Origin of the sequence: Paractinoplanes globisporus DSM 43857 (genome assembly GCF_000379645.1) — a bacterium.
In the GTDB taxonomy this organism is placed as follows: Bacteria; Actinomycetota; Actinomycetes; order Mycobacteriales; family Micromonosporaceae; genus Actinoplanes; species Actinoplanes globisporus.
In genome coordinates, this window is sequence record NZ_KB903296.1 from 63606 (window position 1) to 86987 (window position 23382).

Below are 23382 nucleotides of genomic sequence, written 5' to 3' on the forward strand. Positions count from 1 at the left end.
CCCCCTCATCGCGTTATCGAGTGCCGTTGAGCGTCGACGGCATGGGCGGGCCGGCCACCTGCGGGCGCGCGGTCTGGGCCGCGGTCGCCTTCAGGGTCGAGGCCGTCGCGCCCGGGTCGTCCGGGAGCGGCTCGAGGAAGGGCTGGTAGGCGCCCTGGCAGAGGGTGCCCTTGGCGGGCAGGGTCACCTTCAGCAGGTAGGCGTCGATCGCGCCGGTGGCGCAGTCGGACGTGCCGTAGGAGGTGTGGCCCCAGTTGGTGTTGGACAGCAGGCGGCTGTTGGGCAGGCGCTTGGCGGCCGACACCGCGTCGTCGTAGTTGGTCGCCGGGTCCCACTTGGTGCCGACGATCAGCACGGGCGCCGCGGTCTTGCGGGTCCACGGTCCGGTGTAGGCGTCCTCGTCCCGCACGGTCCAGGTGTTGCGCGCGCACTGGGCGGTGGCCCAGCCCCAGGCGCGGCCGAAGTACGGCGCCCGCTTGTCGGCCTTGGCCATCAGCGCGGGCCACGAGCCGGCGTCGGCGGGGTGCAGCGCGTCGGTGCAGTCGACACCGGCGAACGCCTCGAAGCCGTTGTCGTACGGGAAGTCGCGGGCGGGGGCCTTGGCGCGGGCGGCCCGGATGCGCTTCATCAGGGCCTTGCGCGCGGTGGCCGCCTTGGCGCTCGTGCTCGGCTGGGTGAGCAGGGTGTAGACGAACTGCGAGTCCTGCGTGACCCAGTCGCCGGCGCCCACGTCGTACAGGTCGCCGAGGATGGCGCCGACGAAATCGGCGTACGTGATGGTGAAGGTGCCGAACTCGTCGGTGACGACCAGCGGCTTCTGGCGCAGCTTCTGAGCGATCAGGTCGAAGTTGGCCACCGGGTTGCCGGCCGCGAACGCGCAGTACTTCTCGCCGGCCTTGTCGCAGCGCTTGAGGATCTCCTGCAGCGCGCGGTAGGCGCCGTCGGCCGAGCGCAGGCGCTCGTCCTGCTCCTGGGTCGCCGTCTTCTTGGTGCCGACCCAATGCTCGGGGTCGAGCACGCCGTCGACCACGATCGCGCGGAAGCGGTCCGGGAACATGTTGGCGTAGTACTGGCCGATCGCGGTGCCGTAGCTGAAGCCGAGGTAGCTCAGCTTCTTGTCACCGACCGCCCGGCGCAGCACGTCCATGTCGCGGACGACCTCGGCCGTCGACATCGAGCCGGAGAGCGGCTTGCCCGTGGTCGAGCAGGCCTTGCCGAACTGCTTCGCGCCCTCGACGTACGACTTCTCCTCGGCCTTTCCCCACGGGAAGGCGACATTCATCTTGCTCAGTACGGCGGTCTGATCCTTGACCGTCTTGAAGCATTTGACGTTTGTGCTGCTGGCGATGCCGCGCGGGTCGAAACCGACGATGTCGAAGCGGTCGAGCAGCGACGGGCTGAGGAACAGCGGAGCGGCGGCCGCGATTTCCACTCCCGAGCCGCCGGGGCCGCCGGGGTTGAGGAACAGGCTGCCGATCTTGTGTTTCTGGTCCTTGGCCTTGATGCGCAGGACCGCGATCTCCGTCTTCGCGCCCTTGGGGTTGTCGTAGTCGAGGGGAAGCCAGGTGGTCGCGCACTGGGCGCCGTCGTAGCAGTTGAACCAGCCGAGTTTCGGCGTGGGCACGCTGTCGACGCGCTTGCGTTCCTGGGCGGAGGTCTGGTCGGTCCGGGTCGCCGCCGTCGCCGGGGCGGCCGCCCCGGCGACGAGGACGCCGGCGATCGACACCGCCACGAGAACGGTTCTGCCAAGCCTTCGCATCCACGATTCCTTCCGTCGAGCTTTTGCGGCGGGATCGCCGCGCTCCGGATAGTAGGAAATGAATGCCATACATCTACATGAAGCAATGAAGTTAAAGGATATGACATTTCCCGCTGCGCAAATTTCGTTTGCGTAGGAAATGGCGACAATGCTGTAGCCAAGGAATTGACCCAGGTTCCTAGGACGCGTGCGCCTGAGACCGGGCTGAGAGGGTCGCCCGGTGGGGCGGGTTGGGCGCTCCGGGCCGGACGCGAGAGGATCGGCGTGTGGGTGGGCACGGGGAGATCGCTACGCGGCTGCGGCTGACGTTGCTGGGCGCGTTCGAGGTGTGCCTCGGCGACGCGCCGGTGGCGGTGCCCGGGGCGCGGCTGCGTGGCCTGCTCGTGCGGCTCGCGCTGGCCGGCGGCGCCGCGGTCGAGCCCGGCCTGCTGGTCGACGCGCTCTGGCCCGAGGAGCGCCCGGCCGACCCGGTCAACGCCCTGCAGTCCCTGGTCTCCCGGCTGCGCCGGCTGCTCGGCGCGCCGGGCGCGGTGGCGCAGACCGAGGGCGGCTACCGGCTCGACGTGACCGCGGCCGACGTCGACGCGCTGCGGTTCGAGCGGCTGGCCGCCGACGGGCGCGAGCGGCTGCGGGCCGGCGACCCTTCGGCCGCCGCCGAACTGCTGAGCGAGGCGGTCGCGTGCTGGGGGGAGCACCCCGCAGCCGAGCCGGCCGCCGTCGCCGCCGTGGCGCCCGCGGTCGCCACCCGGCTGGCGCAGGAGCGGGCCGAGGCCGAGTCCGACCTGGCCCAGGCCGAGCTGGCCCTGGGCCGGGCCGATGCGGCGGCCGCCCGGATGTCGGCCCTGCTCGCCGAGCAGCCGGTGGACGAGCGGGCCGCCGCCCTGCTGATGGACGCGCTCGCCGCGCAGGGCCGGCAGGCCGAGGCGCTCGCGCTGTACGAGCGGGTGCGGGAGGCACTGGCCGACCGGCTGGGCGTCGACCCCGGCGCCGCGCTGCGCGAGCGGCACGTGCGGCTGCTGCGCGCCCCGGAGCCGGTGGCCGAGCCGGCAGCCGAGAATCGACCGCCGCGCGAGCAGAGGCGCAGCAACCTGCCGGCGCCGGTCACCAGCTTCATCGGGCGCGACGACGACCTCGCCCGGATCGGCACGCTGCTCGCCGCCGGGCGCCTGGTCACCGTGCTCGGGCCGGGCGGGGCCGGCAAGACCCGGCTCGCGCTGGAGGCGGGCCGGCGGCGCCGGCACGAGTTCCGCGACGGGGTCTGGCTGGTCGACCTCTCCTCGGTCACCGAGGCGGCGAAGGTGGGGGCGGCGGTGCTGGCCGCGATCGGGCTGCGCGGCGCCGCGATGTTCGAGGCGTCCACCAAGCTGCGGCTCGACGGCGACGACATCGACGTGCTCACCGAGGAGCTCGGCGGCCGGGAGAGCCTGCTCCTGGTCGACAACTGTGAGCACCTGATCGACGCGGTGGCGCACCTGATCGCGGCGCTGCTGCCGCGCTGCCCGGAACTGCGGGTGCTGGCGACCAGCCGGGAACCGCTCGCGGTCGACGGCGAGGCGCTGGTGCCGCTCGGCCCGCTGACGCTGCCCGAGCCGGAGGACGGTGTCGAGGAGGCGAGGCGGCGGGCGTCGGTGCGGCTGTTCACCGAGCGGGCCGGTGCCGTGCGGCCCGGCTTCGACGTGGACGCCGAGACGCTCGGCGACATCGGGCGGATCGTGCGCGGGCTCGACGGCATGCCGCTGGCGCTGGAACTGGCCGCGGCCCGGCTGCGCACGCTGTCGCTGGCCGAGCTCGCCGACGGGCTCTCCGACCGGTTCCGGCTGCTGACCACGGGCAGCCGCACCGCGTACCCCCGGCATCGGACCCTGCGGGCGGTGATCGCGTGGAGCTGGGATCTGCTGAGCGAGCACGAGCGTACGGTGGCGGAAAGGGTCTCGATCCTGCCCGGCGGCGTCACGGAGGCCTCGGCCACCGCGGTCTGTTCCGGCACGGACGTGCCGGCGCGTGAGGTGCCGGAACTGCTCGCCGCGCTGGTCGACAAGTCGCTGCTGCAGCTCGCGCCGGACCCCGGCCGCTACCGGATGCTCGAGACCCTTCGTGAGTACGGCATCGAGCGTCTCGACGAGCGCGGCACGCTGGGGGCGGCACGAGATCTCGCGGCCGGATACCTCGCCGAGCTGATCGCGAGCCTCGACTCGCGGCTGCGCGGGCCGGGGCAGCTCACCGCGCTGGCCGCGCTGAGCGCCGAGTACGACAACGCCCTGGCCGCCCTGCGCCACCTGTGCGACACGGGCGAGGCCGACCGCGCGGTCTCGCTGGCGCTGCACCTGGGCTGGTTCTGGCAGATGCTGGGCCGGCACGCGGACGCCGCCTACTGGCTGGAGGAGTCCCTGGCCGTGCCGGGCGGTCGGTCGACGCTCGACCGGGACTGCGCCTCGGCGGTGATGCTGCTCAACCTGATCAGCAGCCGGGGCTCGGCGATGGACCAGGAGACCCGGGACCGGCACGACGAGCTGCAGGCGCTCTGCGACCGGCTGCTGGCCTACCCCGAGCTGCCGGGCCTGGCCGGGACGCTGGCGGCGGTGACGCTGACCTTCCTGGAGCAGGCGGATGCGGCGCTGGTCATCATCGGCCGGCTCATCGACGGGCCGGACGTCTGGGTGTCGGGCCTGGCGCGCATGTTCCGGGCCCAGTTCGCCGAGAACAACGGAGACCTTCCGCAGGTACGCATCGACGTGGAGGGCGCGCTGGACTGCTTCGGCAAGGCCGGCGACCGCTGGGGCCTGGCCACCGCGCTGCCGATGCGCGCCCAGCTGCGGCAGTACGACGGCGACCTCGACGGCGCGCTGGCCGACCTGAACCGGGCCCGTTCGCTGGCCGGCGAGTTCGGGTCGCTCAGCCTCAGCGACGAGATCTTCATCGACCTGCGCTGGATCGACCTGCACCTGCGGCGCGGCGACACGGCCCAGGCCGTCGAGATGATCGACGGCACGCGAGAGCGGGCGCAGCGGTCCGGCTCACCCGAGATGATCGTCCTGGTCGACGCGCTCGAGGCCGGGATGTGGATACGCATCGGCGACCTGGATCGGGCGCGGGAGCTGGTCGAGGTGGCCGAGGCCGGGATGACCACCGGGCTGCCGTTCGCCGGCGACCACGGCCGGGCGCTGGTCGGCAGCGTGCGGGCCTGGCTCTGCCTGGAGCTGGGCGACGCCGACGGCGCCGAACAGGCGGTGGTCAAGGCGTACGCGGCGGCGCTGGAGAGCCGGGACATGCCGATCCTCGCGCTGGTGGCGGTGACCGCCGCCGGGCTCGCCGGCTTGCGCGGCCGGCACCGCGACGCGGCCCTCATGCTCGGCGCAGCGGCCCGCCTGCGCGGCACCCACGACCGAACCGATCCGCAGGTACGGACGATGACCGAGCGCGGCGTGCGCGCGCTGGGCGAGGACGGCTTCGCCGAGGCGTACGAGATCGGGTGGAAGCTCGACGGAAAGACCGCCTCGGCCGAAGTGGACCCGGCCCGGCTGCGCCGCGAGGCACTGCCGGGCCCGGCCCTTCCCACGCCGCCGAGAGAGTGAAGGTTTGGCGGCGAACGCCGCTCAGAGGGACCACCCACCCACCGCAACCAAACCGCCAGGCCGATCTCCGAGCGCGGCCGGGGTGCGGGGCGGAGCCCTGCGGTGTTGAACCTAGGCCCGACGCGCGTAGGCCCGGAGAGCGAGCGGCACGAACACCACCAGCAACCCGGCCATCCACACCAGAGTCCAGAACAGATGCCCAGCCACCGGCCCACCCACGAGCAGCCCCCGGATCGTGCCCACCAACGGCGTGATCGGGTTGACGTGCACGAAGCCCTGCAGCCAGCCCGGCAGCGTGTCCGTCTGCACGAAGACGTTGCTGCCGAACGAGAGCGGGAAGACCAGCAGGAACATCACGCCCTGCACGGCGCCCGAGGTGCGGACCAGCATGCCGACCCAGACCGAGATCCAGCAGAAGCACAGGCCGAACCCGATCGACAGGGCGACCGCGGCGACCGCCGGCACGAAGCCGGTCTCGACCCGGAAGCCCATGATCGTGCCGAAGCCGAGCATGACCAGGCAGACGGTCAAGTAGCGGACGACGTCGGCCGCGACGGCGCCGACCAGCGGCGCCGAGCGGGCCACCGGCAGCGACCGGAAACGGTCGAAGACGCCCTTCTCGATGTCGGCGTTGAGGTTCTGTCCGAGCGCGATGCCGCCCATCGCCAGCGACTGCGCCAGCATGCCGGGCAGCAGGAACTGCAGGTAGGCGTGCCGGTCGCCGCCGGAGATGGCGCCGCCGAGCAGGTAGGTGAACAGCAGCAGGAAGATCACCGGCTGCAGGGTCACGTCGATCAGGGCCTCCGGCGTACGGATGGTCTTGATCAGACTTCGGCGCGCGAGCGCGACGCTGTGCCGGGCCAGGGCGGCGAGCGATCCGCCGCGGGGCTTGTCGATGTCGCCGACGATGTTGCGCACGGGAACGTCAAGAGTGGTCATACGAGCTCAGCCTCCTTGGCAGCGGCGGAGTCGGCCTGGTCGCGGGTGAGGGCGTGGAACACCTCGTCGAGGCTGGGCAGGTGCAGGCCGAGGTCGACGACCTCGATGCCGGCCCGGCGCAGCGCCGGCAGCGCCTCGTCGAGCGCGCTGTCGCCGGAGACCGGCACGCTCACCGCGCCCGGGCGGGCACCGGCGGCGGCGTCGGCCGACGCGTTCGTGCCGGGGGCGGCGACCGCGTCGAGCACGGCGAGGGCGTCCGGCACCCGGGCCGGGTCGGCCGGGCGTACCTTGAGCGTCAGGCCGCCGACGCGGCGCTTGAGCCCCTCCGGGGTGTCGTGGGCGATGACGCGGCCCTTGTTGATCACCACGATCTCGTCGGCGAGCGCGTCGGCCTCGTCGAGGTACTGGGTGGTGAGCAGGACGCTGGCGCCCTGGGTGACCTGGGTGCGCACGACGCCCCACATGTCCTCGCGCTTGGCCGGGTCGAGGCCGGTGGTCGGCTCGTCGAGGAAGATCACCTCGGGGTGGCCGACCAGGCTCGCGGCCAGGTCGAGCCGGCGCCGCATGCCGCCGGAGTAGGTCTTGGCCGGGCGGTCGGCCGCCTCGGCGAGGTCGAACCATTCGAGCAGCTCGGCCGCGCGCTTCCTCGCGTCCTTGTTGGTGAGGTCGAGCAGCAGGCCGATCAGCACCAGGTTCTGGGTGCCGGTCAGGTCCTCGTCGACGCTCGCGTACTGGCCGGTGAGACCGATGCGGCGGCGCACCCGCTGCGGCTCCTTGAGCACGTCGATGCCGGCCACCTCCGCATGGCCCTCATCGGGGCGCAGCAGGGTGGCGAGCACCCGTACCGCGGTGGTCTTGCCGGCGCCGTTGGGCCCGAGCACGCCGAGCACCGTGCCCCGGCGCATCGCCAGATCCACCCCGTCGAGCGCCTGTGTCTTGCCGAATCGCTTGCGGAGTCCCTCCGCGCGAACCACGAGATCGCTCATGATCCTGTCCCTTCGTTCGCGGGCCTGGCCGGCCCTCGGGAAGGAGACTGGCGGGTCGCGCTGACATCCCGCGCACACGCCGCTGATACGGGGCTGTCAGGCCGCTGTCAGGTCGAGTGACAGTCGCCACAGGCGGGCGGCCTTCGCCGGATCGATGGCGTACGCGGCGACGCCCCGGCGCACGCCCGGCGTGTACGGACCGGCCTCCCGGCAGTCCTCGAAGTACTTGCCGGTCACGCCCTCGACCAGCGGCGACGCGGCCAGCAGCACCGAGGTGGCGGCGCCCTGCTCGACGTTCTTGACCGAGACTCCGGTGGCGCCGGCCGGGTCGAAGGAGTCGGGCGGGGTTTCCATGTGGCGGCTCAGGCCGGTGCCCCAGATGCGGCCCGGGTTGAGGGCGTTGACGGCGATGTGGTCGGGCGCCCAGCGCTTGGCGGCCTCCACGGCGAACAGGATGTCGGCGGTCTTCGACTGGCTGTACGCGGCCCACGGGTCGTACGGGTGATGCTCGAAGTTGGGATCGTCGAAGAGCACCTCGCCGTTGACGTGCCCGACCGAGCTGACCACGACGACCCGGGCGTCGCCGGCCGCCGCGAGGGCGTCGTGCAGGCCGAGCGTCAGCGCGAAGTGGCCCAGGTGGTTGGTGGCGAACTGCAATTCAAAACCTTGGGGTGTACGCGTCAAAGGGGTGGCCATGACGCCGGCGTTGTTGACCAGGATGTCCAGCGGGCCGGTCCAGCGGTCGATGAAGCGGCGGACCGAGTCGAGGTCGGCGAGGTCGAGTTCCGCCGATGTGCCGACATTTCGGGCAGCGACGGTCACCTCGGCGCCCGCGGCGGCGAGAGTCCGGGCGGTAACGAGGCCGATGCCGGAGCCGCCGCCGGTGACGATGGCGCGCTTGCCGGTGAGGTCGACGCCGGCGATGACGTCGGCGGCGGTGGAGGTGGCGTCGAAGCTCATGGCCTTGCTCCCTTGCTACAGTGGTTAAGCGGACCGGGGTCCGGTTGCATCTCGAACGATAAGCGGACCGAGGTCCGGTTAGCAAGTGGGGAGGGTCACCCGTGCGCGCGGACGCCAGGGAGAACCACGACCGGGTGCTGGAGGTCGCCGCCCGGGCCTTCGAGCGGGAGGGCACCGGCGCCTCGCTCAAGGCGATCGCGCGGGAGGCCGGCGTCGGCATCGGCACGGTCTACCGCCGGTTCCCGACCCGGGAGGCGCTGGTCGAGGCCGTCTACCGGCAGGAGGTCGACCGGCTCTGCGCGGCCGGCCTCGAGCTCGCCGCCACCCGGCCGGGCGTCGACGCCCTGCGCGAGTGGATGGAGCTGTTCGTCGACTTCATGGCGGCCAAGCGCGGGCTGGGCGAGACCCTGCGGGCGGTGCTGACCTCCGACGACGACAAGCAGCAGACCCGCGACCGGCTGCGGGCGACCATCGCCGCCCTGCTGGCCACCGAGGGCGTACGCCCGGGGATCGAGCCGAACGATCTGCTCATGGCGCTCGGCGGGATCACCCTGATCGCGGCCGAGGAACGGCAGCGGGAGCTCGCCACCCGGCTGGTCGGGCTGCTGCTGGACGGGGTCCGCGCCCGGTAGCCGGATCCTCGGGCCCCAGCGCCAAGACCTTCCCTCGCGACATTTTCACGAACTGAAGGGACCTGCGATGACAAGGACGACGCCCCTGGGCGCGGTCGGAACGCTCGCCATGGACGCGCTGCTCTCCCTGCGCTACCGGCGCGCCGGCGGCACCGACAGCCTCCGCGACGAGGGCCTGTTCCAGCGCACGCTGCCCGACTCGTCCGCCGCGTTCGCGGCCGTCACCCCGCGCGGAGGCAAGTCGTGAGGACCGTCGCCGACCACATCGTCGCCACCCTGAAGGCCTCCGGCGTGCATCGCGTCTACGGCCTGCCCGGCGACAGCCTCAATGGTCTGACCGACGCGCTGCGCCGCGACGGCGACCTGGCCTGGCAGCACGTGCGGCACGAGGAGGCCGCCGCGTTCGCCGCCGCCGGGGAGGCCGCCACCACCGGGCGGCTCGCGGTCTGCGCGGCCAGCTGCGGCCCGGGCAACCTGCACCTGATCAACGGCCTGTTCGACGCCCAGCGCAGCGGCGTGCCGGTGCTGGCGATCGCGGCCCACATCCCGCGCGCCGAGATCGGCACGGCCTACTTCCAGGAGACCCACCCGCAGGAGCTGTTCCGCGAGTGCAGCGTCTACTGCGAACTGGTCAGCGACGCCGAGCAGCTGCCCCGGCTGCTCGAGATCGCCATGCGGACCGCCATCGAGCGTCGCGGCGTCGCGGTGCTGGTCGTGCCGGGCGAGGTGTTCCGCGCCTCCACCGCCGACGACACGAGGATCACCAAGATCCTGCCGACGAAGTCGGTGGTCGTGCCGTCCGACGGCGACCTGGCCACGGCGGCCGACGCGCTCAACCGGGCCGGCCGGGTCACGATCCTGGCCGGGGCGGGCTGCCAGGGCGCGCACGCCGAGCTGCTGCAGATCGCCGAGCGGCTGCAGGCGCCGATCGTGCACGCGCTGCGCGGCAAGGAGTTCGTCGAGTACGACAACCCGTACGACGTGGGGATGACCGGTCTGCTCGGCTTCCCCTCCGGATACCGGGCGATGGAGCACTGCGACGCCCTGCTCATGCTGGGCACCGACTTCCCGTACCGGCCGTTCTTCCCGGAGCACGCGACGATCGTGCAGGTCGACATCCGCGGCGAGCACATCGGACGGCGGGTCCCGGTCGACGTTCCCCTGGTCGGCGGGGTCAAGGAGACCATCGGCGCCCTGCTGCCGCGGCTGCGCGAAGGCCGCGACACCGAGCACCTGGAGCGCATGCGGGCGCACTACCGGCGTACGCGAAACCGGTTTGATTCTCTGGCTCGCGCGGGACGCGGCAAGGGACCCCTGCACCCGCAGTCGGTGGTGGCGGCGGTCGACCGGATCGCCGCACCGGACGCCGTGTTCCTGCCCGACGTGGGCACCCCGACATTGTGGGCCTCGCGGTATCTCACCATGAACGGCCGGCGGCGACTGATCGGCTCGTTCAACCACGGCTCGATGGCCAACGCGCTGCCCCAGGCGATCGGCGTGCAGGCGTCCCACCCGGGCCGGCAGGTGGTGGCGCTCTCCGGCGACGGCGGCCTCGCGATGCTGCTCGGCGAGCTGGTCACGCTGCGCCAGCAGAAGTTGCCGGTCAAGGTCGTCGTCTTCGACAACAACGCGCTGGCCTTCGTCGAGCTGGAGATGAAGGCGGACGGGTTCGTCAACTACGGCACCGAGCTGGACAACCCGAACTTCGCCGAGGTGGCCCGCGCGATCGGCCTGCACGGGGTCCGCGTCGACCACCCGGAGAAGCTGGAGGACGGCCTGCGCGAGGCGTTCGCCCACGACGGGCCGGCCGTGATCGACGTGGCGACCGTGCGGCACGAGCTGTCGATCCCGCCGAAGGTCAGCCTGGCGCAGGCCAGGGGTTTCACGCTGTGGGCGACCCGATCCATCCTCAGCGGCTCGGGCGACGACGTCGTCGAGGTCGCCGGGGCAAACCTGCGGCAGCTCGCGCGGGAATGACGTTCTGACCCACGGACCATTGGTGAAAGTGGAACGTTCGGGGGAGATCAGGCACATATCAAGGCCGATAGTGTTCGGGCCGTGACGTTGTCCGGGCGATACGTGCGGGCCACCGCCGCCGTCGTCGTACTCGGCACGGCCTGGTGCGTGGCCTACCTGACCGTCGGCGCCGGGACCGAGACGATCGCGTACGTCTTCGTGCCGATCGGTGGCGCGGTCGCGGTCGCGTCCGTCCGTCACCTGACCCGCGGCGGCCTCGATCCGGTCGCCCGGCGGTTCTGGCGGGCCGTCCTGTTCGCCGTCGGCGCGATCACGGTCGGCTACGGCTGGCTGGCCGTGGACATGATCACCCATGCCGCCGAGGCCCGCACCCGCAGCATGCCGATCCCGGCCGCGGGCTGCGTGGCCGCCGGGATCGTGATCGCCATCTGGGCGCTGGCCAGGGTACCGGTGGTCGCCACCGACGGTGTCGAGCGGTGGCGCGTGGCGCTGGATCGGACGATCGCGTTCCTCGGCTGCGCGGCCGTGCTGTGGTACGTCGGGCTGGCCCCGATGCTGTCGGCCCGTGAGCCGTGGAGCCGGCAGGCGATGCTGCTGGTCGGGCTGTGCTTCCTGATCGCGACCGCCGCCGCGACGAAGGTGTCGTACATCGAGGGCGGCCCGGTCGACCGCACCGCGATCCGGCTCGTCGCGGCGGCGTTCGGGGCCCCGGCCGCGGTCGTCGCCGTGCTCGCCGTGCGGCTGGGGTACTTCGGCAGCATCCCGTCCCAGGCGATCGTGATGCCGCTGGCCCCGCTGCTGATCACGCTCGGCGTCGCCGCGCAGGGGCGCGCCGGTCGCGAGCCGCGCCGCGGACCGGGCCGCCTGGGCGTGCTGCTGCCCTACCTGGCGATCGTGGCGGTCGACGTGCCGCTGATCGCGGTCGCGTTCGGCGAGCCGCTGCGCTGGCCGGTCCGGGTCGCGCTGGTGGCCACGGTCGCGGTGACGGCGCTGGTCACGGTCCGGCAGTACATCGCGTACCGGGAGAACGCCCGGCTGCTGCGGAACACGCGGATCCAGGAGGAGCGGCTGCAGTACGAGGTCAGCCACGACGGCCTCACCGGGCTGGCCAACCGGGCCCTGTTCCGGGACCGGCTCACGGCCGCGCTGGCCACGACCGGCTCGGCGTCGGTGCTGCTCGTCGACCTGGACGACTTCAAGACCGTCAACGACCTGCTCGGCCACGGGGCCGGCGACCGCCTGCTGGTCTCGGTCGCGCGGCTGCTGCAGGCCGAGGTCGGGGACGTCGGACTGCCGGCGCGGGCCGGGGGTGACGAGTTCGCGGTGCTGCTCACCGGCGCCGGCACCGATCCCGAGGCGCTGGCCGGGCGGCTGCTGGCCGCGCTCGCCCAGCCGATCAGCGAGCACCGCCTGCTGGTGCAGGCCAGCATCGGCATCGCCGTCGCCGGGCCCGGCTCCACCGTCGACTCGGTGCTGCTGAACGCCGACGTCGCGACGTACAACGCCAAGCAGCGGGGCAAGGCGTGCTTCGTGCGCTACGCGGACGGCATGAAGGAGCCCGTTCTGGCCCACATGCAGCTCGGCGGCGAGCTGCGGCGGGCCCTGGAGAACGACGAGTTCCGCGTGGTCTACCAGCCGATCATGCGGCTGGACGGCACCCGGATGATCGGCGTGGAGGCCCTGATCCGGTGGCACCACCCGGCCCGCGGCGAGGTCGGCCCGGCCGAGTTCATCCCGGCCGCGGAGAGCACCGGCCTGATCGTGCCGCTGGGCCGGTTCGTGCTGCGCGAGACCTGCCGCCAGGCGGCGGCGTGGCTGGCCGAGTTCGGGCCGGACGCGCTGGAGGAGGCCGGGCTGAACGTGTCCGCCCGGCAACTGCACGACCCCGACTTCGTGGCGGACGTGGCCGGCGCGCTCGCCGACAGCGGGCTGCCCTGCGAGCGGCTGGTGCTGGAGGTGACCGAGTCGGCGGTGCTTCGCGGCCAGCAGGTCTCCCGGGCGCTGTTCGAGCTCGACCGGATGGGCATCCGCCTCGCCCTGGACGACTTCGGCACCGGCGAGTCGTCGCTGAGCCTGCTGCGCGCCTTCCCCGCCGCGATCATCAAGCTGGACAAGTCGTTCGTGGACGGCATCGAGATCGACGACGGCCGGCCGGCCGACGCCCGGCAGGCGGTGGCGCGCGCGGTGAGCCAGCTCGCCCGGGCGCTCGGCCTGGACACGGTGGCCGAGGGGGTCGAGAGCGCCGAGCAGGCGGCCGTGCTCCGCGATCTCGGCTACACCGTCGGCCAGGGCTTCCACCTGGCCGAGCCGATGACCGCCGACGGCGTGTCGAGCCTGCTGGCCCGCCAGCGGTCCGCGACGCCGGCCGGCAGCCGGGCTCCCCTGAACCGGCCGCCCGCCGCCGGCCGCGCCACGACACGGCTGGCAGCGGGGGCGGGATCGAATGACGGGAGACTCACCGGCCAGTCATGACGCCGGCGCCATCACCACGAAGGTGAAGCCGGCGGTCGTGGGGCGCCGCAGGGAGACGTCGCACTTGATCCGCCGCCGTGCCTCGTTCCGGCTGAGGCGGAGCCCGTGCGCGATGAGCCGGTCGGGACGAACGGGCACCGGATCCTGGAACTCGACCGCCACGCGTACGGGCCACGCCTCGTCGAGCCGAGCGGGCGGAGCGTCCAGCCGCCAGGCTCCCCGCCAGTCCAGGGCGAGGCCGTGGCGCCGGGCGAACGGCGGATCCAGCAGGGTGGCCGCCACCAGTTCCGGATCGTTGGCGTGGTAGCCGTCGAGCAAGGCCGGATCGAGGGATCTGACCGTTGCCCGCTCGTGGACGGCGAGCTTGCTAGTGCGATCGCAGGACACGCAGCGGACCAGAAGCCACACGTCCAGCAGCTTGCCGTTGGCGTTGACGCGGAATCTCCCCTTGCCCGTGGTGGCCGACCTCGACGGGCAGTCGACGCACCGCACCGACAGCAGAGGCAGCCCGGTCCGGCGGACGATCCAGGGCAGCCCGGCAAAGCCGACGGAGGCGTCGGCCTGCGAATGCTCGGAGGAAAACGTCAGGTCTACAGAGCAGGCGTGATCACGCGGTTCGTCCTCTGTCCGCACAGCGAAGGGGTATCGGCAACCTACGAAAACGCCGCGACGGAACACAAACGAATTTCGGTGATGAGTTATCGGGTCCGCACCCGTCACACCTACGACGGAACACGACGGGACGGAAGGATGACGTAATGAGTGCGGACACGCGGCTGAGTGACGTCGACGAGCCGACATTCTCCGGGCTGGCCGAGCGGCACCGGCGGGAGTTGCACGTGCACTGCTACCGGATGCTCGGGTCGTTCGAGGACGCCGAGGACACGGTGCAGGAGACGTTCCTGCGGGCCTGGCGGCGGCGGGAGACGTTCGAGGGGCGGTCGACGTTCCGGGCCTGGCTGTACCGGATCGCCACCAACGCCTGCCTGGACCTGCTGGCCAGGTCCCGCCCGGAGCCGGCGACCGGCGGGGAGGTGCTGTGGCTGCAGCCCTACCCGGACCGGCTGCTCGACGAGCTGCCCGCGGGTGACGCGGACGAGCCGGAGACCGTCGCCGTCACAAGGGAAACGATCGAGCTGGCGTACCTGATCGCGGTCCAGCACCTCGCGCCGCGCCCGCGCGCCGTGCTGATCCTGCGGGACGTGCTCGGCTGGCCGGCGAAGGACGTCGCGGAGCTGCTCGGGGACTCGGTCAACTCGGTGAACAGCGCGCTGCAGCGGGCCCGGGCCGGCATGCGGGAGCACCTGCCCGCCGAGCGGCAGGACTGGACCGGCGGCGAGGAGGACGCGGGGACGCGGGAGCTGGTGCGCCGCTTCACCGAGGCCAGCGTGGCCACGGACATCGCCGGGATCGCCGCATTGCTGCGGGACGACGTCCGCTGCTCGATGCCGCCCACGCCGGGCCTGTTCGTCGGCCGCGACGCCGTGGTGAGCGACTGGGCCGAGAGCGGCTTCACCGACCTCGAGCACCTGCGGGCCGTGCCCACCTCGGTGAACCGGCAGCCCGCGGTCGCCTTCTACCACCGGCGGGAGCCGGACGGCGCGTACCTGCCGCTGACGATCGACGTCCTGCGCATCACCGGCGGGGCGATCACCGAGATCGTCACGTTCCACGGTGACCAGTTCCCGCGGCTCGGGCTGCCGGCGCGCCTGCCGGCCGACGAGATCACCGAGTGACGGGGGAACGACATGGCCAGCACGAATGACACCAGGATCGTCGCGGGCGGGACCAGCTACATCCGCCGGGCCCGCGGGCTCGCCGGCACCGGTCTCGTCGCCGCGCTCGGGGCGATGGTGGCCACCACGCTTGCCGCCGCGCTCGCCCGGGCCGCCGGCGTCGACTTCGAGATGCCCGATGGTGGCGAGACGATCCCGTTGCCCGGGTTCGCCGTGGTCACCGGCTTCTTCTCGGTCGTGGGCATCGTCATCGCCGCCGCCCTTCTGCGGTGGAGCGCCCGCCCCGCCGAGCGCTTCGTGTGGACGGCGGGGGTGCTGACCGCGATCTCGCTGGTCCCGCCCCTCATCTCCGGGGCCGACGCCGCTACCACCGCCGCCCTCATCGGGCTGCACCTCGTCGCGGCGGCGGTGATGATCCCCACCCTGGCCCGGAGTCTCCGCAACCGGGTTCGCTAGCCTCGACCACCGTGCGGAGCAAGCGCCGGCTGACGATCGTCGCCGTGGTGGTACTGCTCACCGGCTGCGCGCCGGCGGGGAGTTCGTCGGCGGGCTCCCCGGGTACCGTCACCAGCAGAGCTGCGGCTTCGGCCCCAGCCTCGTCCGAAGAGGCGTCCTGCACGCGGAGCCCGGCGCCGATGCCGGCGGTGGACCCGTCGGCGTCCTACGACAGCGGCGATCCCCAGCAACGTGCCCGGCGCGCGCTGGCCGAGCAGCACCATCCGACGCCGCGCCGCGGAACCGTTCCGCCGGCCGCCGTCCCCGGCGCCGAGGCGTGCGTCTACGTCCTGCGGCTTCAGTTCTCCCTGCTCACGAGCGGATTCCGCAGCGTGCCCGAGGGGCCGGCGGTCGACGACACGCTACGGGCCGCCGGTCTGACGAGCGTCGTCGTCGGCGCCGGGCCGGTCTTCGCGGCCTCGACCGGCGCCGCCTGCGTCTACGGCGCGTTCGCCGCGGCCGGTCCCGAATTCAGCATCGGCCCGCTCGGCGCCGACGGCGCGTGCAGCCCGTGACCAGGCGTCAGATCTGCCGCAGGAAACCGTCCACGAGGGCATACGCTCGCTCGATGGCACCGGCGCCGTCCACCGAGGTGCGCTCTCTCAACAGGGAAACGTCGATGCCCCGCTCGGCCGCCTTGGCCGCGCCGCCGTTGCTCAGCCAGCCGTCCAGCGACGCGGCGGTGAGCTCGGGATGGAACTGCAGGGCGAGATTCCGGCGCAGCACGAACGCCTGCGAGGCGGCCGGGTTGCGGGCCAGCTCCTTCGCGCCCGGCGGCAGCGTCCAGCGGTCGTAGTGCCACTGGAACCACGGTCCGCCGGGCACCAGCGTCTCGTCGTCGCTGGCCACGTCCGCCCAGCCGATCTCCGGCGCGTCCGAGGCGGCGACGCTGCCGCCGTGCGCCGCCGCGAGCAGCTGCCCGCCGAAGCAGATGCCCAGCACCGGCACGCCGGCCGCGTCCGCCCGCCGCAGCTGAGCCATCTCGGGCACCACCCAGCTGCCGATCAGCGAGTGGTCGTAGGCGGACCAGGGCGAGCCCAGCACCACCACTGCACTAAATCCCGAAAAATCGGGAAAATCAGTCAAAACGCCGGGGTGGGAGAAATGTGAGGCCGGCACGACCAGGTGGTCGACGACCGCGTACCCGTGGAAGGCGAAGCGCTCGGCGACCGGCCCGGCCGGGGAGGCGTGGTCGTGATGGACGATCAGAACCTCAGAGGTGGTAGCTGTACTCACGGAACTCCCAGTCGGTGACCCACTGCGCGAACCGCTCGAGCTCATTGCGCTTGTAGGCCAGGAACGTGGCGATGAACTGCGGGCCGAGCAGGTCGGCGATCTCGGTGTCGGCCTCGAGCGCGGCGATCGCCGCCGGCAGGTCACCCGGCAGCTTCGCCGCCTTGGTGACGTCGTAGCCGTACCCCTCCAGCTTGGCCGGTGGTTCGAGCTTGTCGCGGATTCCCAGGTACGCGGCCGCGATCAGCGCTGCCGTCGCGAGGTAGGGGTTCGCCGACGCGTCGCCGAGGCGCAGTTCGAGCCGGGCCGCGCGGCCGCGCTCGGGCGGGATGCGGACCATCGCGCTGCGGTTGTCCAGACCCCAGTCGATCAGCCACGGCGCGAGCGTGTCGGGGCCGAACCGCTTGTACGAGTTGACCGTCGGGTTCAGCAGTGCGGCGATGGCCGGCGCGTGCGCGAGGATGCCCGCGATCGCCGACCGGCCGACCTGGGACAGCCCGTCCTCGCCCTGCGGGTCGTCGAAGAGCGCGGCGCCGTCCGGCGACGAGACCGAGAAGTGCAGGTGGAAGCCCGAGCCGCCCTCGTCGTTGAACGGCTTGGCCATGAACGTGGCCATCTTGCCCTGCATGCGGGCCAGCTCCTGGATCGCGTTCTTGAAGCGGAACGCCCGGTCGGCCGCGTCCATCGCCTCGGAGTGCCACAGGTTGATCTCGAACTGGCCGGAGGCGAACTCGTGGTTGGCGGCGACCACGTCCAGCCCGTACGCCTCGAGCCGGCGCAGCGACGCGAGCAGCGTGTTCTCCGGGTCCCCCTTGTAGCCGGCGACGTAGACGTTGCCCGTGCCCTCGCCGTACCGCTTCCAGCCGTTCGGTGCGCCGGCGCTCTCCTCCATCACGTAGAACTCGAGCTCGGGCCCGACGATCGGCTTCATGTCGAGGGTGGCGAACCGCTCGACGACCCGGCGCAGCACGGTGCGCGGGCTCTCCTGCGCGGGGGAGCCGTCGGGGTTGAAGACGTCGGCGATGACGTGCGCGACGCCCGGCTCCCACGGCACCGGCTGGATCGTCGAGAGGTCGGGCAGGGCGAGCACGTCGGGCAGCCCGGCCGACAGGCCACCGTCGATGTCGATCACGTCGCCCATCGGGGAGGTGCCGTAGATCGAGCGGCAGAAGGCGACACCGTCGCCGACCGTGCGGGCGAAGTGGCGTACCAGGAGGTCCCGTCCGCGCTCCGCGCCGATCAGGTCGCTGTAGGCCAGTCGTACGACATCGATGTTCTGCTCGGTGAGCTCCGCCTGCGCGGCCTCCATGGCGTGCGCGTCGACAGAGAGCATGGGCTCAACTCCTTGGAAGGGCGATTGTGCCGGGCATCACAGCAGATCGTACGGACCCAAACGACCGTGTCAATAGCTACGATCGCTTCCATGACCGACCACCATCCCAGCCTCGTCGAGACCGAGCGGGCGATGCGCGAGCACGTCGAGTCGCTCGGGCTCGACTTCGAGGCGGCGCACGCCGTGTCGAGCATCTATCGCGCGGCCAACGCGGTGCGGTCGTACATCTGGAACGAGCTGCTGCGGCCGTACGACCTGAGCTGGACCGGATGGGTCGTGCTGTGGGTGGTGTGGATCTTCGACGGGATGGAGACGCGGCACGCCGCCGAGGCCGCCGCGATCTCGAAGGCGACGCTGACCGGGGTGGCCCGCACCCTCGAGTCGCGGGGCTGGCTCGAGAAACGCGGCCGCACCGACGACCGGCGGCTGGTCGAGCTCTACCTCACGGCCGAGGGCAAGAAGCTCATGGAGGAGCTGTACCCGAAGTTCAACGCGATCGAGACCAAGGTCGTCGGCCGCCTCTCGGGTCAGGACACGAAGGGCATGACGAAGAGCCTGCGCGAGATCGTCACCACGATCGAGGAGACCGGCCTGCCCGGATGAGGCCCTCGAAGAGAGCGGCCTGATCGGGGTCGGCGCCGGCGGTGTCCTCCGGATGCCACTGCACCCCGCGGAACCACCCCTCGTGGTCGTCGAGCGTCAGCGCCTCGATCGTGCCGTCGTCGGCGTGCGCGATCGCCCGCAGGCCCTTGCCGAGCCGGCCGATGCCCTGGTGGTGATGGCAGGAGACGGTCAGGCCGCCGACGACGTGCACGCGCCGGTGCGGGGTCGGCAGGTCCTGGATCAGGTCGCCGCCGCGGGCCACGTTCACCACCTGCAGGCCGCGGCAGATCGCCAGCAGCGGCCGCCCGTCCTCGATCGCGACCCGCGCCACCGCCAGGTCGAACGCGTCCTGCACCTCGTCGACGTCGTACTCGCTGGCGTGGGTGTCCTGCCCGGCCCAGCGGGCGGCCAGATCGCCGCCGCCCGGCAGCAGCACGCCGTCGGCGAAGTGCAGCCGGTCGCGGACCTCGTCGTCGCCGACCGGCCGGGTGGGATGGACGCTCATCGGCTCGCCGCCGGCTTCGAAGACGGCTTCCATCAGCTTGTACGCGTTGACCTCGGCGCGGAACCGCAGGGCCGAGGCCCGCTCCGACAAGCGGGCCGGGATCGCGATCAGCGGCCGCGCGCTCACCGGCGGGGCGCCCGGATGCCGCGGAACTCCCAGTCGCCGCCCTGCGCGGTGGAGAGCACCTCCTCGCTTTCCGTCGGCTGCGCGCCCACATCCGTACGGATGGAAGTGGGTCCTTCGATGATGTGGTTGCGCAGCGTGCCCAGGCCCTCGACCTCGACCTCGACGACGTCGCCGGGGTGGACCGTGCGGGAGATCGCCGGGGTGCCGGACATCAGCACGTCGCCGGGCTGCAGCGTGATGGTGCGGGCGATGTCGGCGACCAGGTAGTGCATGTCCCAGTTCATCTCGTCGGTGTTGCCGTCCTGCCGGACCTCGCCGTTGACCAGGGTCCGGATCCGCTTGCCGCGGAAGTCCCAGCCCTCGACCAGGCCGGGACCGAGCGGGCAGAGCGTGTCGGAGCCCTTGACCCGCAGCATCGAGCCGGCGTCGGTGTCCCGGAAGTCGTGCAGGCCGTAGTCGTTGCCGACCGTGTAGCCGCGGATGTAGTCGCCGGCCTCGGCCGGGGAGATGTTGCGGGCGGTGCGGCCGATGACGATCGCGATCTCGCCCTCGTAGTTGAGCCATTTACAACCGGCCGGCCGTACGACCGCTGCGTCGTGGCTGTTCAGGGCGCTGACCGGCTTGTGGAAGTAGGTCGGCGCCGGCGGCAGCTTCGCCATCATCTCGGTCACGCGCGAGGCGTAGTTGAGATGCACACAGACGATCTTCGAGGGGACGACCGGGGGCAGGTGGACGGCGTCGGTCGTCTTGACCGTCCGGCCGTCGTGGGCCACGAGCTCGTCGCCGCGGCGCTCGACGTCCACGACATTGCCGTCCAGCAGGATCCGGCGGGTCTCACGCAGCGTCATCACACATCCAAGGTCTGGCGGAGGTAGTCGGGGTCGGGCGCGGTGCGGTGCGGGCGGGGGAAGCCGGCGGACGGGCGGTCGAACCAGAGGTGGACCTGGCCGGTGCCGACCGAGTTCTCGTACTCGCCGTACTGCCGGCTCGGCGCGGTGCAGTCGCCCTCGCCGAGCGCGCCGATCATCATGAGGTAGTGCCCGAAGCGCGCCTCGGGCTTGTACTTGGAGAACTCGGGCATCGTCTCGAGGACCCGCGCGTGGTCACCCTCGGCGAACCATTCCAGCCGCTCCATATCCGCCGCGTACGCCTCGGGGCTGAAGATGTGTTCCTTGCCGGCGGCCTCGTGGTCGCGCAGCTGGCGCAGCGGCCAGAACGTGTGCGACATGGCGCCGGAGGCGATCAGCAGCACCCTCCGATCCGACTCCGCGATCGCGTCGCCGAGCGCCCGGCCCAGCCGCAGGTTGTCCTCGGTGTCGGCGGTCTGGCAGACGCCGATCGAGATCCACCGCTTCTCGGGCAGGCCCTGGCCGAGGAACTCCCACAGGTTCGTGGTGGCGTAGAAGATCGGCAGGTGGTCGTCGTCGATCGCGGTGATCCAGGTCGAGTGGCCGGCGCCCTTCGACGCGATCAGGTGGGCCAGCGCGGGGTCGCCCGGGAAGTCGTACGGCCGGCGGCACATCCCGCGTGGCAACTCCTCGGAGGTGAACAGGCCGGCCCGGCGCTGCTGAGCGGTGACGACGAACTCGACCGTGGTGGCCCAGTGCGAGTCGAGCACCACGACGGTGTCGTACTCGACGACGTCGAAGACCTCCTTGCGCAGCCGGTGCAGGCCGGAGACCAGGGTCGAGTCCTCGCCGTGGTTGAGCTCGCGGCGGGTCTCCTCCGGCAGCACGATCGTGGGCACGTGGGCGATCAGCCCGGCCCCGACTACCTCACCCATGAGCCGTCCATCCGTTGAGCCTTCCATCCGTTCGGGCTGAAGACCGTGTTCTTGACGTCGCAGTAGAAGTCGAACGAGTACGTGCCGCCCTCGCGCCCGATGCCGGACTTGCCGTTGCCACCGAACGGCGCGCCCAGATCGCGGACGAAGAAGCAGTTCACCCAGACTGTTCCCGCGTTCAGCCGCGCGCTCACCCGCTCGGCCCGATCCGGCGAGCCGGTCACCAGCGTGGCGGCCAGCCCGAAGCGGGTCTCGTTGGCCATCCGGACGCCCTCGTCCTCGTCGGCGAAGGTCTGGACGGTCAGCACCGGGCCGAACACCTCCTCGGTGAGGATCTCGCTGCCGGGCTTGGCGTCGACCAGGATCGTGGGGGAGTAGTAGAGGCCACCGAGCTCGGAGTTGGGCCCGCCGCCCAGCGCGACGCGCGCCCCATCCTCTACGGCACGTGAGACGAAGCCGCTGACCCGCTCGAAATGGGCGCGGCTGACCAGCGCGCTGACGTCGGTCCGCTCGTCGCGCGGGTCGCCCTGCACGAGCGCGCGGGCCCGTTCGATCACGCGGGCCTGAAATTCCGCGGCGATGCTGTCCTGCACGAGCATTCGGAACGCGCCCAGGCAGACCTGGCCGGCGTTGTCGAACTGCTCGACGGCCAGGTCGACGGCGAGGTCGAGATCGCAGTCGGCGAAGACCAGCAGCGGCGACTTGCCACCCAGCTCGAACGAGAGCGGCACGATGTTCGGCGCGGCCGCGGCGGCGATGATCCCGGCGGTCGGCACCGAGCCGGTGAACGACAGCCGGTTGATGCCCGGGTGCCGGGACAGCGGCGCCCCGGCTTCGGCGCCGGTGCCCTGCACGACGTTGAGGACGCCGGCCGGGAGTCCGGCCTCGTGCGCGATGTCGGCGAGCAGGGACGCGGTCAGCGGCGCCCACTCCGGCGGCTTGAGCACCACCGTGTTGCCGGCGGCCAGGGCCGGGCCGATCCGCCAGGTCGCTAGCATGAGCGGCGCGTTCCAGGGCGTGATGATCGCGGTGACGCCGGCCGGGTCGTACGTGATCCGCTCGCGGTGCCCGCGGATCTCCAGGTCCGGGTGGGCCAGCTTCTCGGCGTAGTCGGCGAAGAAGCGGAAGTTCATCGCCACCCGGGACATCACGCCGCGGCGGTGCGAGCGCAGCAGCGAGCCGTTGTCGCGGGTCTCGACCCGGGCGAGGTCCTCGCGGCGGGCGTCGATGCCGTCGGCGACCCGGCGCAGGATGTCGCCACGCTCGGCGGCGCTCATCGAGGCCCACCCGGGGAACGCCTCCCGTGCCGCCGCCACTGCGAGATCCACCTCGTCCGCGCCGCCGGCCGCGATCTCGCCGAGGGATGACTCGTCGATCGGGGAAACATCGGTGAATGTCCGGTTGGAGGAGACTCGTTGTCCGCCGATCCAGTGCCGGGTGTCGACCTTGACGCCCTCGACCTCGATCATCCGTCCTCCTTCGCCAGGTGGGCGAGCGTGCTGCCGCCGTCCCAGACGACGCCGACCTGCCGGTAGTACCCGCCGATCACCTCGTCGACCGTGAGCCGGGACAGCTCCTCGGTCGGCGACTCGAACAGCCGGAGCTCGACGTCCCCGGCCCAGGCCTGGCCCCCGTCGAAGGAGGCCGCACCGGAGCGGATCAGTTCGGCGTAGGCGTCCGGAGCCCCGCGCTCGATGCCGGGGTAGAAACGGTGGTGCGCCATCGGGTGCCCGTTGACGAATCCGTTGGAGTCGGAGGGCGCGCGCAGGGTCAGCACCGCCTCGGCGATCCGCCGGTCGGCCGCCGCGAGGGTCGCGCCGAACATGCCGCCGGCCGCGATCTGCGGCGCCGCCTGCCCGAACGGGTGCGGCCGGGTCTGCCACATCGAGCCCAGCTTCTTCGGGTACCCCTGGTGCAGCCCGCGGGCGATGGCGAAGTCCTTGTCGACCCAGATGTAGACGCAGCGCGAGAAGACCTGGCCCTCGAACGAGCAGCGGACCACCACGAAGGCTTCCTTGTACTGCGAGCGGACCGGGTCGAGCAGTTCCGCGCGGCTCGACGAGCAGGACTGCCAGTCGGCCCAGATGATCGCCACCGCGCCCGGGTCCTCGGGCGCGAGCTCGAGCGGCGCGGGCAGCAGCTCGGCGACCCGGGCCGGGTCGGTGCGGTACTCCACCGTGAGCAGGTCGCCCGAGTAGTACCAGGGCGGGCTCGGGATCAGCGAGGACGCGCCGCCGGCCGTACGCGGATAGAAAAAGCCCTTCATGTGCC

At 72.1% G+C, this 23382-nt stretch carries 21 protein-coding genes; 9 read left to right on the forward strand and 12 right to left on the reverse strand.

Annotated elements, in window-relative coordinates; all coding sequences use genetic code 11:
* Window positions 1-13: 13 nt before the first annotated feature.
* A complete protein-coding gene (locus A3CQ_RS0109680; protein ID WP_051115209.1) occupies window positions 14-1759 on the reverse strand; it encodes an alpha/beta hydrolase in 1746 nt (581 codons plus the stop codon).
* Window positions 1760-2025: 266 nt separating this feature from the next.
* Between A3CQ_RS0109680 and A3CQ_RS0109685 the strand changes: the two genes are divergently transcribed.
* Complete coding sequence (locus tag A3CQ_RS0109685; RefSeq protein WP_020510731.1) at window positions 2026-5331, forward strand: AfsR/SARP family transcriptional regulator; 3306 nt, start codon at window positions 2026-2028, stop codon at window positions 5329-5331.
* A 111-nt stretch (window positions 5332-5442) separates the two neighbouring features.
* Here the strand turns inward: A3CQ_RS0109685 and A3CQ_RS0109690 are convergent, their stop codons facing one another.
* From A3CQ_RS0109690 to A3CQ_RS0109700, 3 genes are all read right to left on the reverse strand, one after another.
* Window positions 5443-6270, reverse strand: coding sequence for an ABC transporter permease (locus A3CQ_RS0109690; RefSeq protein WP_020510732.1), 828 nt, complete (start codon window positions 6268-6270; stop codon window positions 5443-5445).
* Window positions 6267-7256 (reverse strand): daunorubicin resistance protein DrrA family ABC transporter ATP-binding protein, encoded by a 990-nt coding sequence (locus tag A3CQ_RS0109695; protein ID WP_020510733.1) that lies wholly within the window; start codon window positions 7254-7256, stop codon window positions 6267-6269. The genes A3CQ_RS0109690 and A3CQ_RS0109695 overlap by 4 nt, the downstream gene beginning before the upstream one ends.
* Window positions 7257-7352: 96 nt before the next feature.
* Entirely contained in the window at window positions 7353-8216 is an 864-nt protein-coding gene (locus A3CQ_RS0109700; RefSeq protein ID WP_020510734.1) for an SDR family NAD(P)-dependent oxidoreductase, read from the reverse strand.
* A 101-nt stretch (window positions 8217-8317) separates the two neighbouring features.
* Between A3CQ_RS0109700 and A3CQ_RS0109705 the strand changes: the two genes are divergently transcribed.
* From A3CQ_RS0109705 to A3CQ_RS0109720, 4 genes are all read left to right on the forward strand, one after another.
* Window positions 8318-8848, forward strand: coding sequence for a TetR/AcrR family transcriptional regulator (locus A3CQ_RS0109705; protein WP_020510735.1), 531 nt, complete (start codon window positions 8318-8320; stop codon window positions 8846-8848).
* A gap of 67 nt (window positions 8849-8915) precedes the next feature.
* Window positions 8916-9095, forward strand: a complete 180-nt coding sequence (locus A3CQ_RS60625; protein ID WP_157295599.1) for a hypothetical protein — start codon at window positions 8916-8918, stop codon at window positions 9093-9095.
* On the forward strand, window positions 9092-10825 hold the full coding sequence (poxB, locus tag A3CQ_RS0109715; protein WP_020510737.1) for a ubiquinone-dependent pyruvate dehydrogenase: 1734 nt from the start codon (window positions 9092-9094) through the stop codon (window positions 10823-10825). The genes A3CQ_RS60625 and poxB overlap by 4 nt, the downstream gene beginning before the upstream one ends.
* Window positions 10826-10906: 81 nt before the next feature.
* Entirely contained in the window at window positions 10907-13297 is a 2391-nt protein-coding gene (locus A3CQ_RS0109720; protein WP_020510738.1) for a putative bifunctional diguanylate cyclase/phosphodiesterase, read from the forward strand.
* Here A3CQ_RS0109720 and A3CQ_RS0109725 read toward each other — a convergent pair.
* The gene (locus A3CQ_RS0109725) at window positions 13292-13930 is read right to left on the reverse strand and encodes a DUF1062 domain-containing protein (protein WP_020510739.1); all 639 of its coding nucleotides are present in this window, start codon (window positions 13928-13930) and stop codon (window positions 13292-13294) included. The genes A3CQ_RS0109720 and A3CQ_RS0109725 overlap by 6 nt on opposite strands.
* Window positions 13931-14055: 125 nt before the next feature.
* Here A3CQ_RS0109725 and A3CQ_RS52190 point away from each other — a divergent pair, with 125 nt between their 5' ends.
* The 3 genes from A3CQ_RS52190 to A3CQ_RS0109740 are packed head-to-tail and all read left to right on the forward strand — an operon-like array spanning window position 14056 to window position 16043.
* A complete protein-coding gene (locus A3CQ_RS52190; protein WP_020510740.1) occupies window positions 14056-15033 on the forward strand; it encodes an RNA polymerase subunit sigma-70 in 978 nt (325 codons plus the stop codon).
* Window positions 15034-15045: 12 nt separating this feature from the next.
* The gene (locus A3CQ_RS0109735) at window positions 15046-15489 is read left to right on the forward strand and encodes a DUF6069 family protein (protein WP_020510741.1); all 444 of its coding nucleotides are present in this window, start codon (window positions 15046-15048) and stop codon (window positions 15487-15489) included.
* An 11-nt stretch (window positions 15490-15500) separates the two neighbouring features.
* Window positions 15501-16043, forward strand: a complete 543-nt coding sequence (locus tag A3CQ_RS0109740; RefSeq protein ID WP_157295603.1) for a hypothetical protein — start codon at window positions 15501-15503, stop codon at window positions 16041-16043.
* A gap of 7 nt (window positions 16044-16050) precedes the next feature.
* Here A3CQ_RS0109740 and A3CQ_RS0109745 read toward each other — a convergent pair whose 3' ends face one another.
* Window positions 16051-16764 carry a type 1 glutamine amidotransferase gene (locus tag A3CQ_RS0109745; protein ID WP_026205501.1) on the reverse strand — a complete coding sequence of 238 codons (714 nt, stop codon included), beginning with the start codon at window positions 16762-16764 and terminating at the stop codon, window positions 16051-16053.
* On the reverse strand, window positions 16742-18094 hold the full coding sequence (locus tag A3CQ_RS0109750) for a glutamine synthetase family protein (protein WP_020510744.1): 1353 nt from the start codon (window positions 18092-18094) through the stop codon (window positions 16742-16744). The genes A3CQ_RS0109745 and A3CQ_RS0109750 overlap by 23 nt, the downstream gene beginning before the upstream one ends.
* A gap of 90 nt (window positions 18095-18184) precedes the next feature.
* On the opposite strand from A3CQ_RS0109750, the gene A3CQ_RS0109755 reads away from it, so the two are divergent.
* On the forward strand, window positions 18185-18697 hold the full coding sequence (locus A3CQ_RS0109755) for a MarR family winged helix-turn-helix transcriptional regulator (RefSeq protein WP_020510745.1): 513 nt from the start codon (window positions 18185-18187) through the stop codon (window positions 18695-18697).
* Here A3CQ_RS0109755 and A3CQ_RS0109760 read toward each other — a convergent pair.
* From A3CQ_RS0109760 to A3CQ_RS0109780, 5 genes are read right to left on the reverse strand one after another with little or no spacing between them, the layout of a single operon-like run.
* Complete coding sequence (locus tag A3CQ_RS0109760; RefSeq protein ID WP_020510746.1) at window positions 18663-19328, reverse strand: gamma-glutamyl-gamma-aminobutyrate hydrolase family protein; 666 nt, start codon at window positions 19326-19328, stop codon at window positions 18663-18665. The genes A3CQ_RS0109755 and A3CQ_RS0109760 overlap by 35 nt on opposite strands.
* Window positions 19325-20176, reverse strand: a complete 852-nt coding sequence (locus A3CQ_RS0109765) for a fumarylacetoacetate hydrolase family protein (RefSeq protein WP_020510747.1) — start codon at window positions 20174-20176, stop codon at window positions 19325-19327. The genes A3CQ_RS0109760 and A3CQ_RS0109765 overlap by 4 nt, the downstream gene beginning before the upstream one ends.
* A complete protein-coding gene (locus A3CQ_RS0109770) occupies window positions 20176-21111 on the reverse strand; it encodes a 3,4-dihydroxyphenylacetate 2,3-dioxygenase (protein WP_020510748.1) in 936 nt (311 codons plus the stop codon). The genes A3CQ_RS0109765 and A3CQ_RS0109770 overlap by 1 nt, the downstream gene beginning before the upstream one ends.
* Window positions 21099-22580, reverse strand: coding sequence for an aldehyde dehydrogenase (locus A3CQ_RS0109775; protein WP_020510749.1), 1482 nt, complete (start codon window positions 22578-22580; stop codon window positions 21099-21101). Before A3CQ_RS0109775 ends, A3CQ_RS0109770 begins: the two co-directional genes overlap by 13 nt.
* A complete protein-coding gene (locus tag A3CQ_RS0109780; protein WP_020510750.1) occupies window positions 22577-23377 on the reverse strand; it encodes an acetoacetate decarboxylase family protein in 801 nt (266 codons plus the stop codon). The genes A3CQ_RS0109775 and A3CQ_RS0109780 overlap by 4 nt, the downstream gene beginning before the upstream one ends.
* Between the last annotated feature and the right edge of the window lie 5 nt (window positions 23378-23382).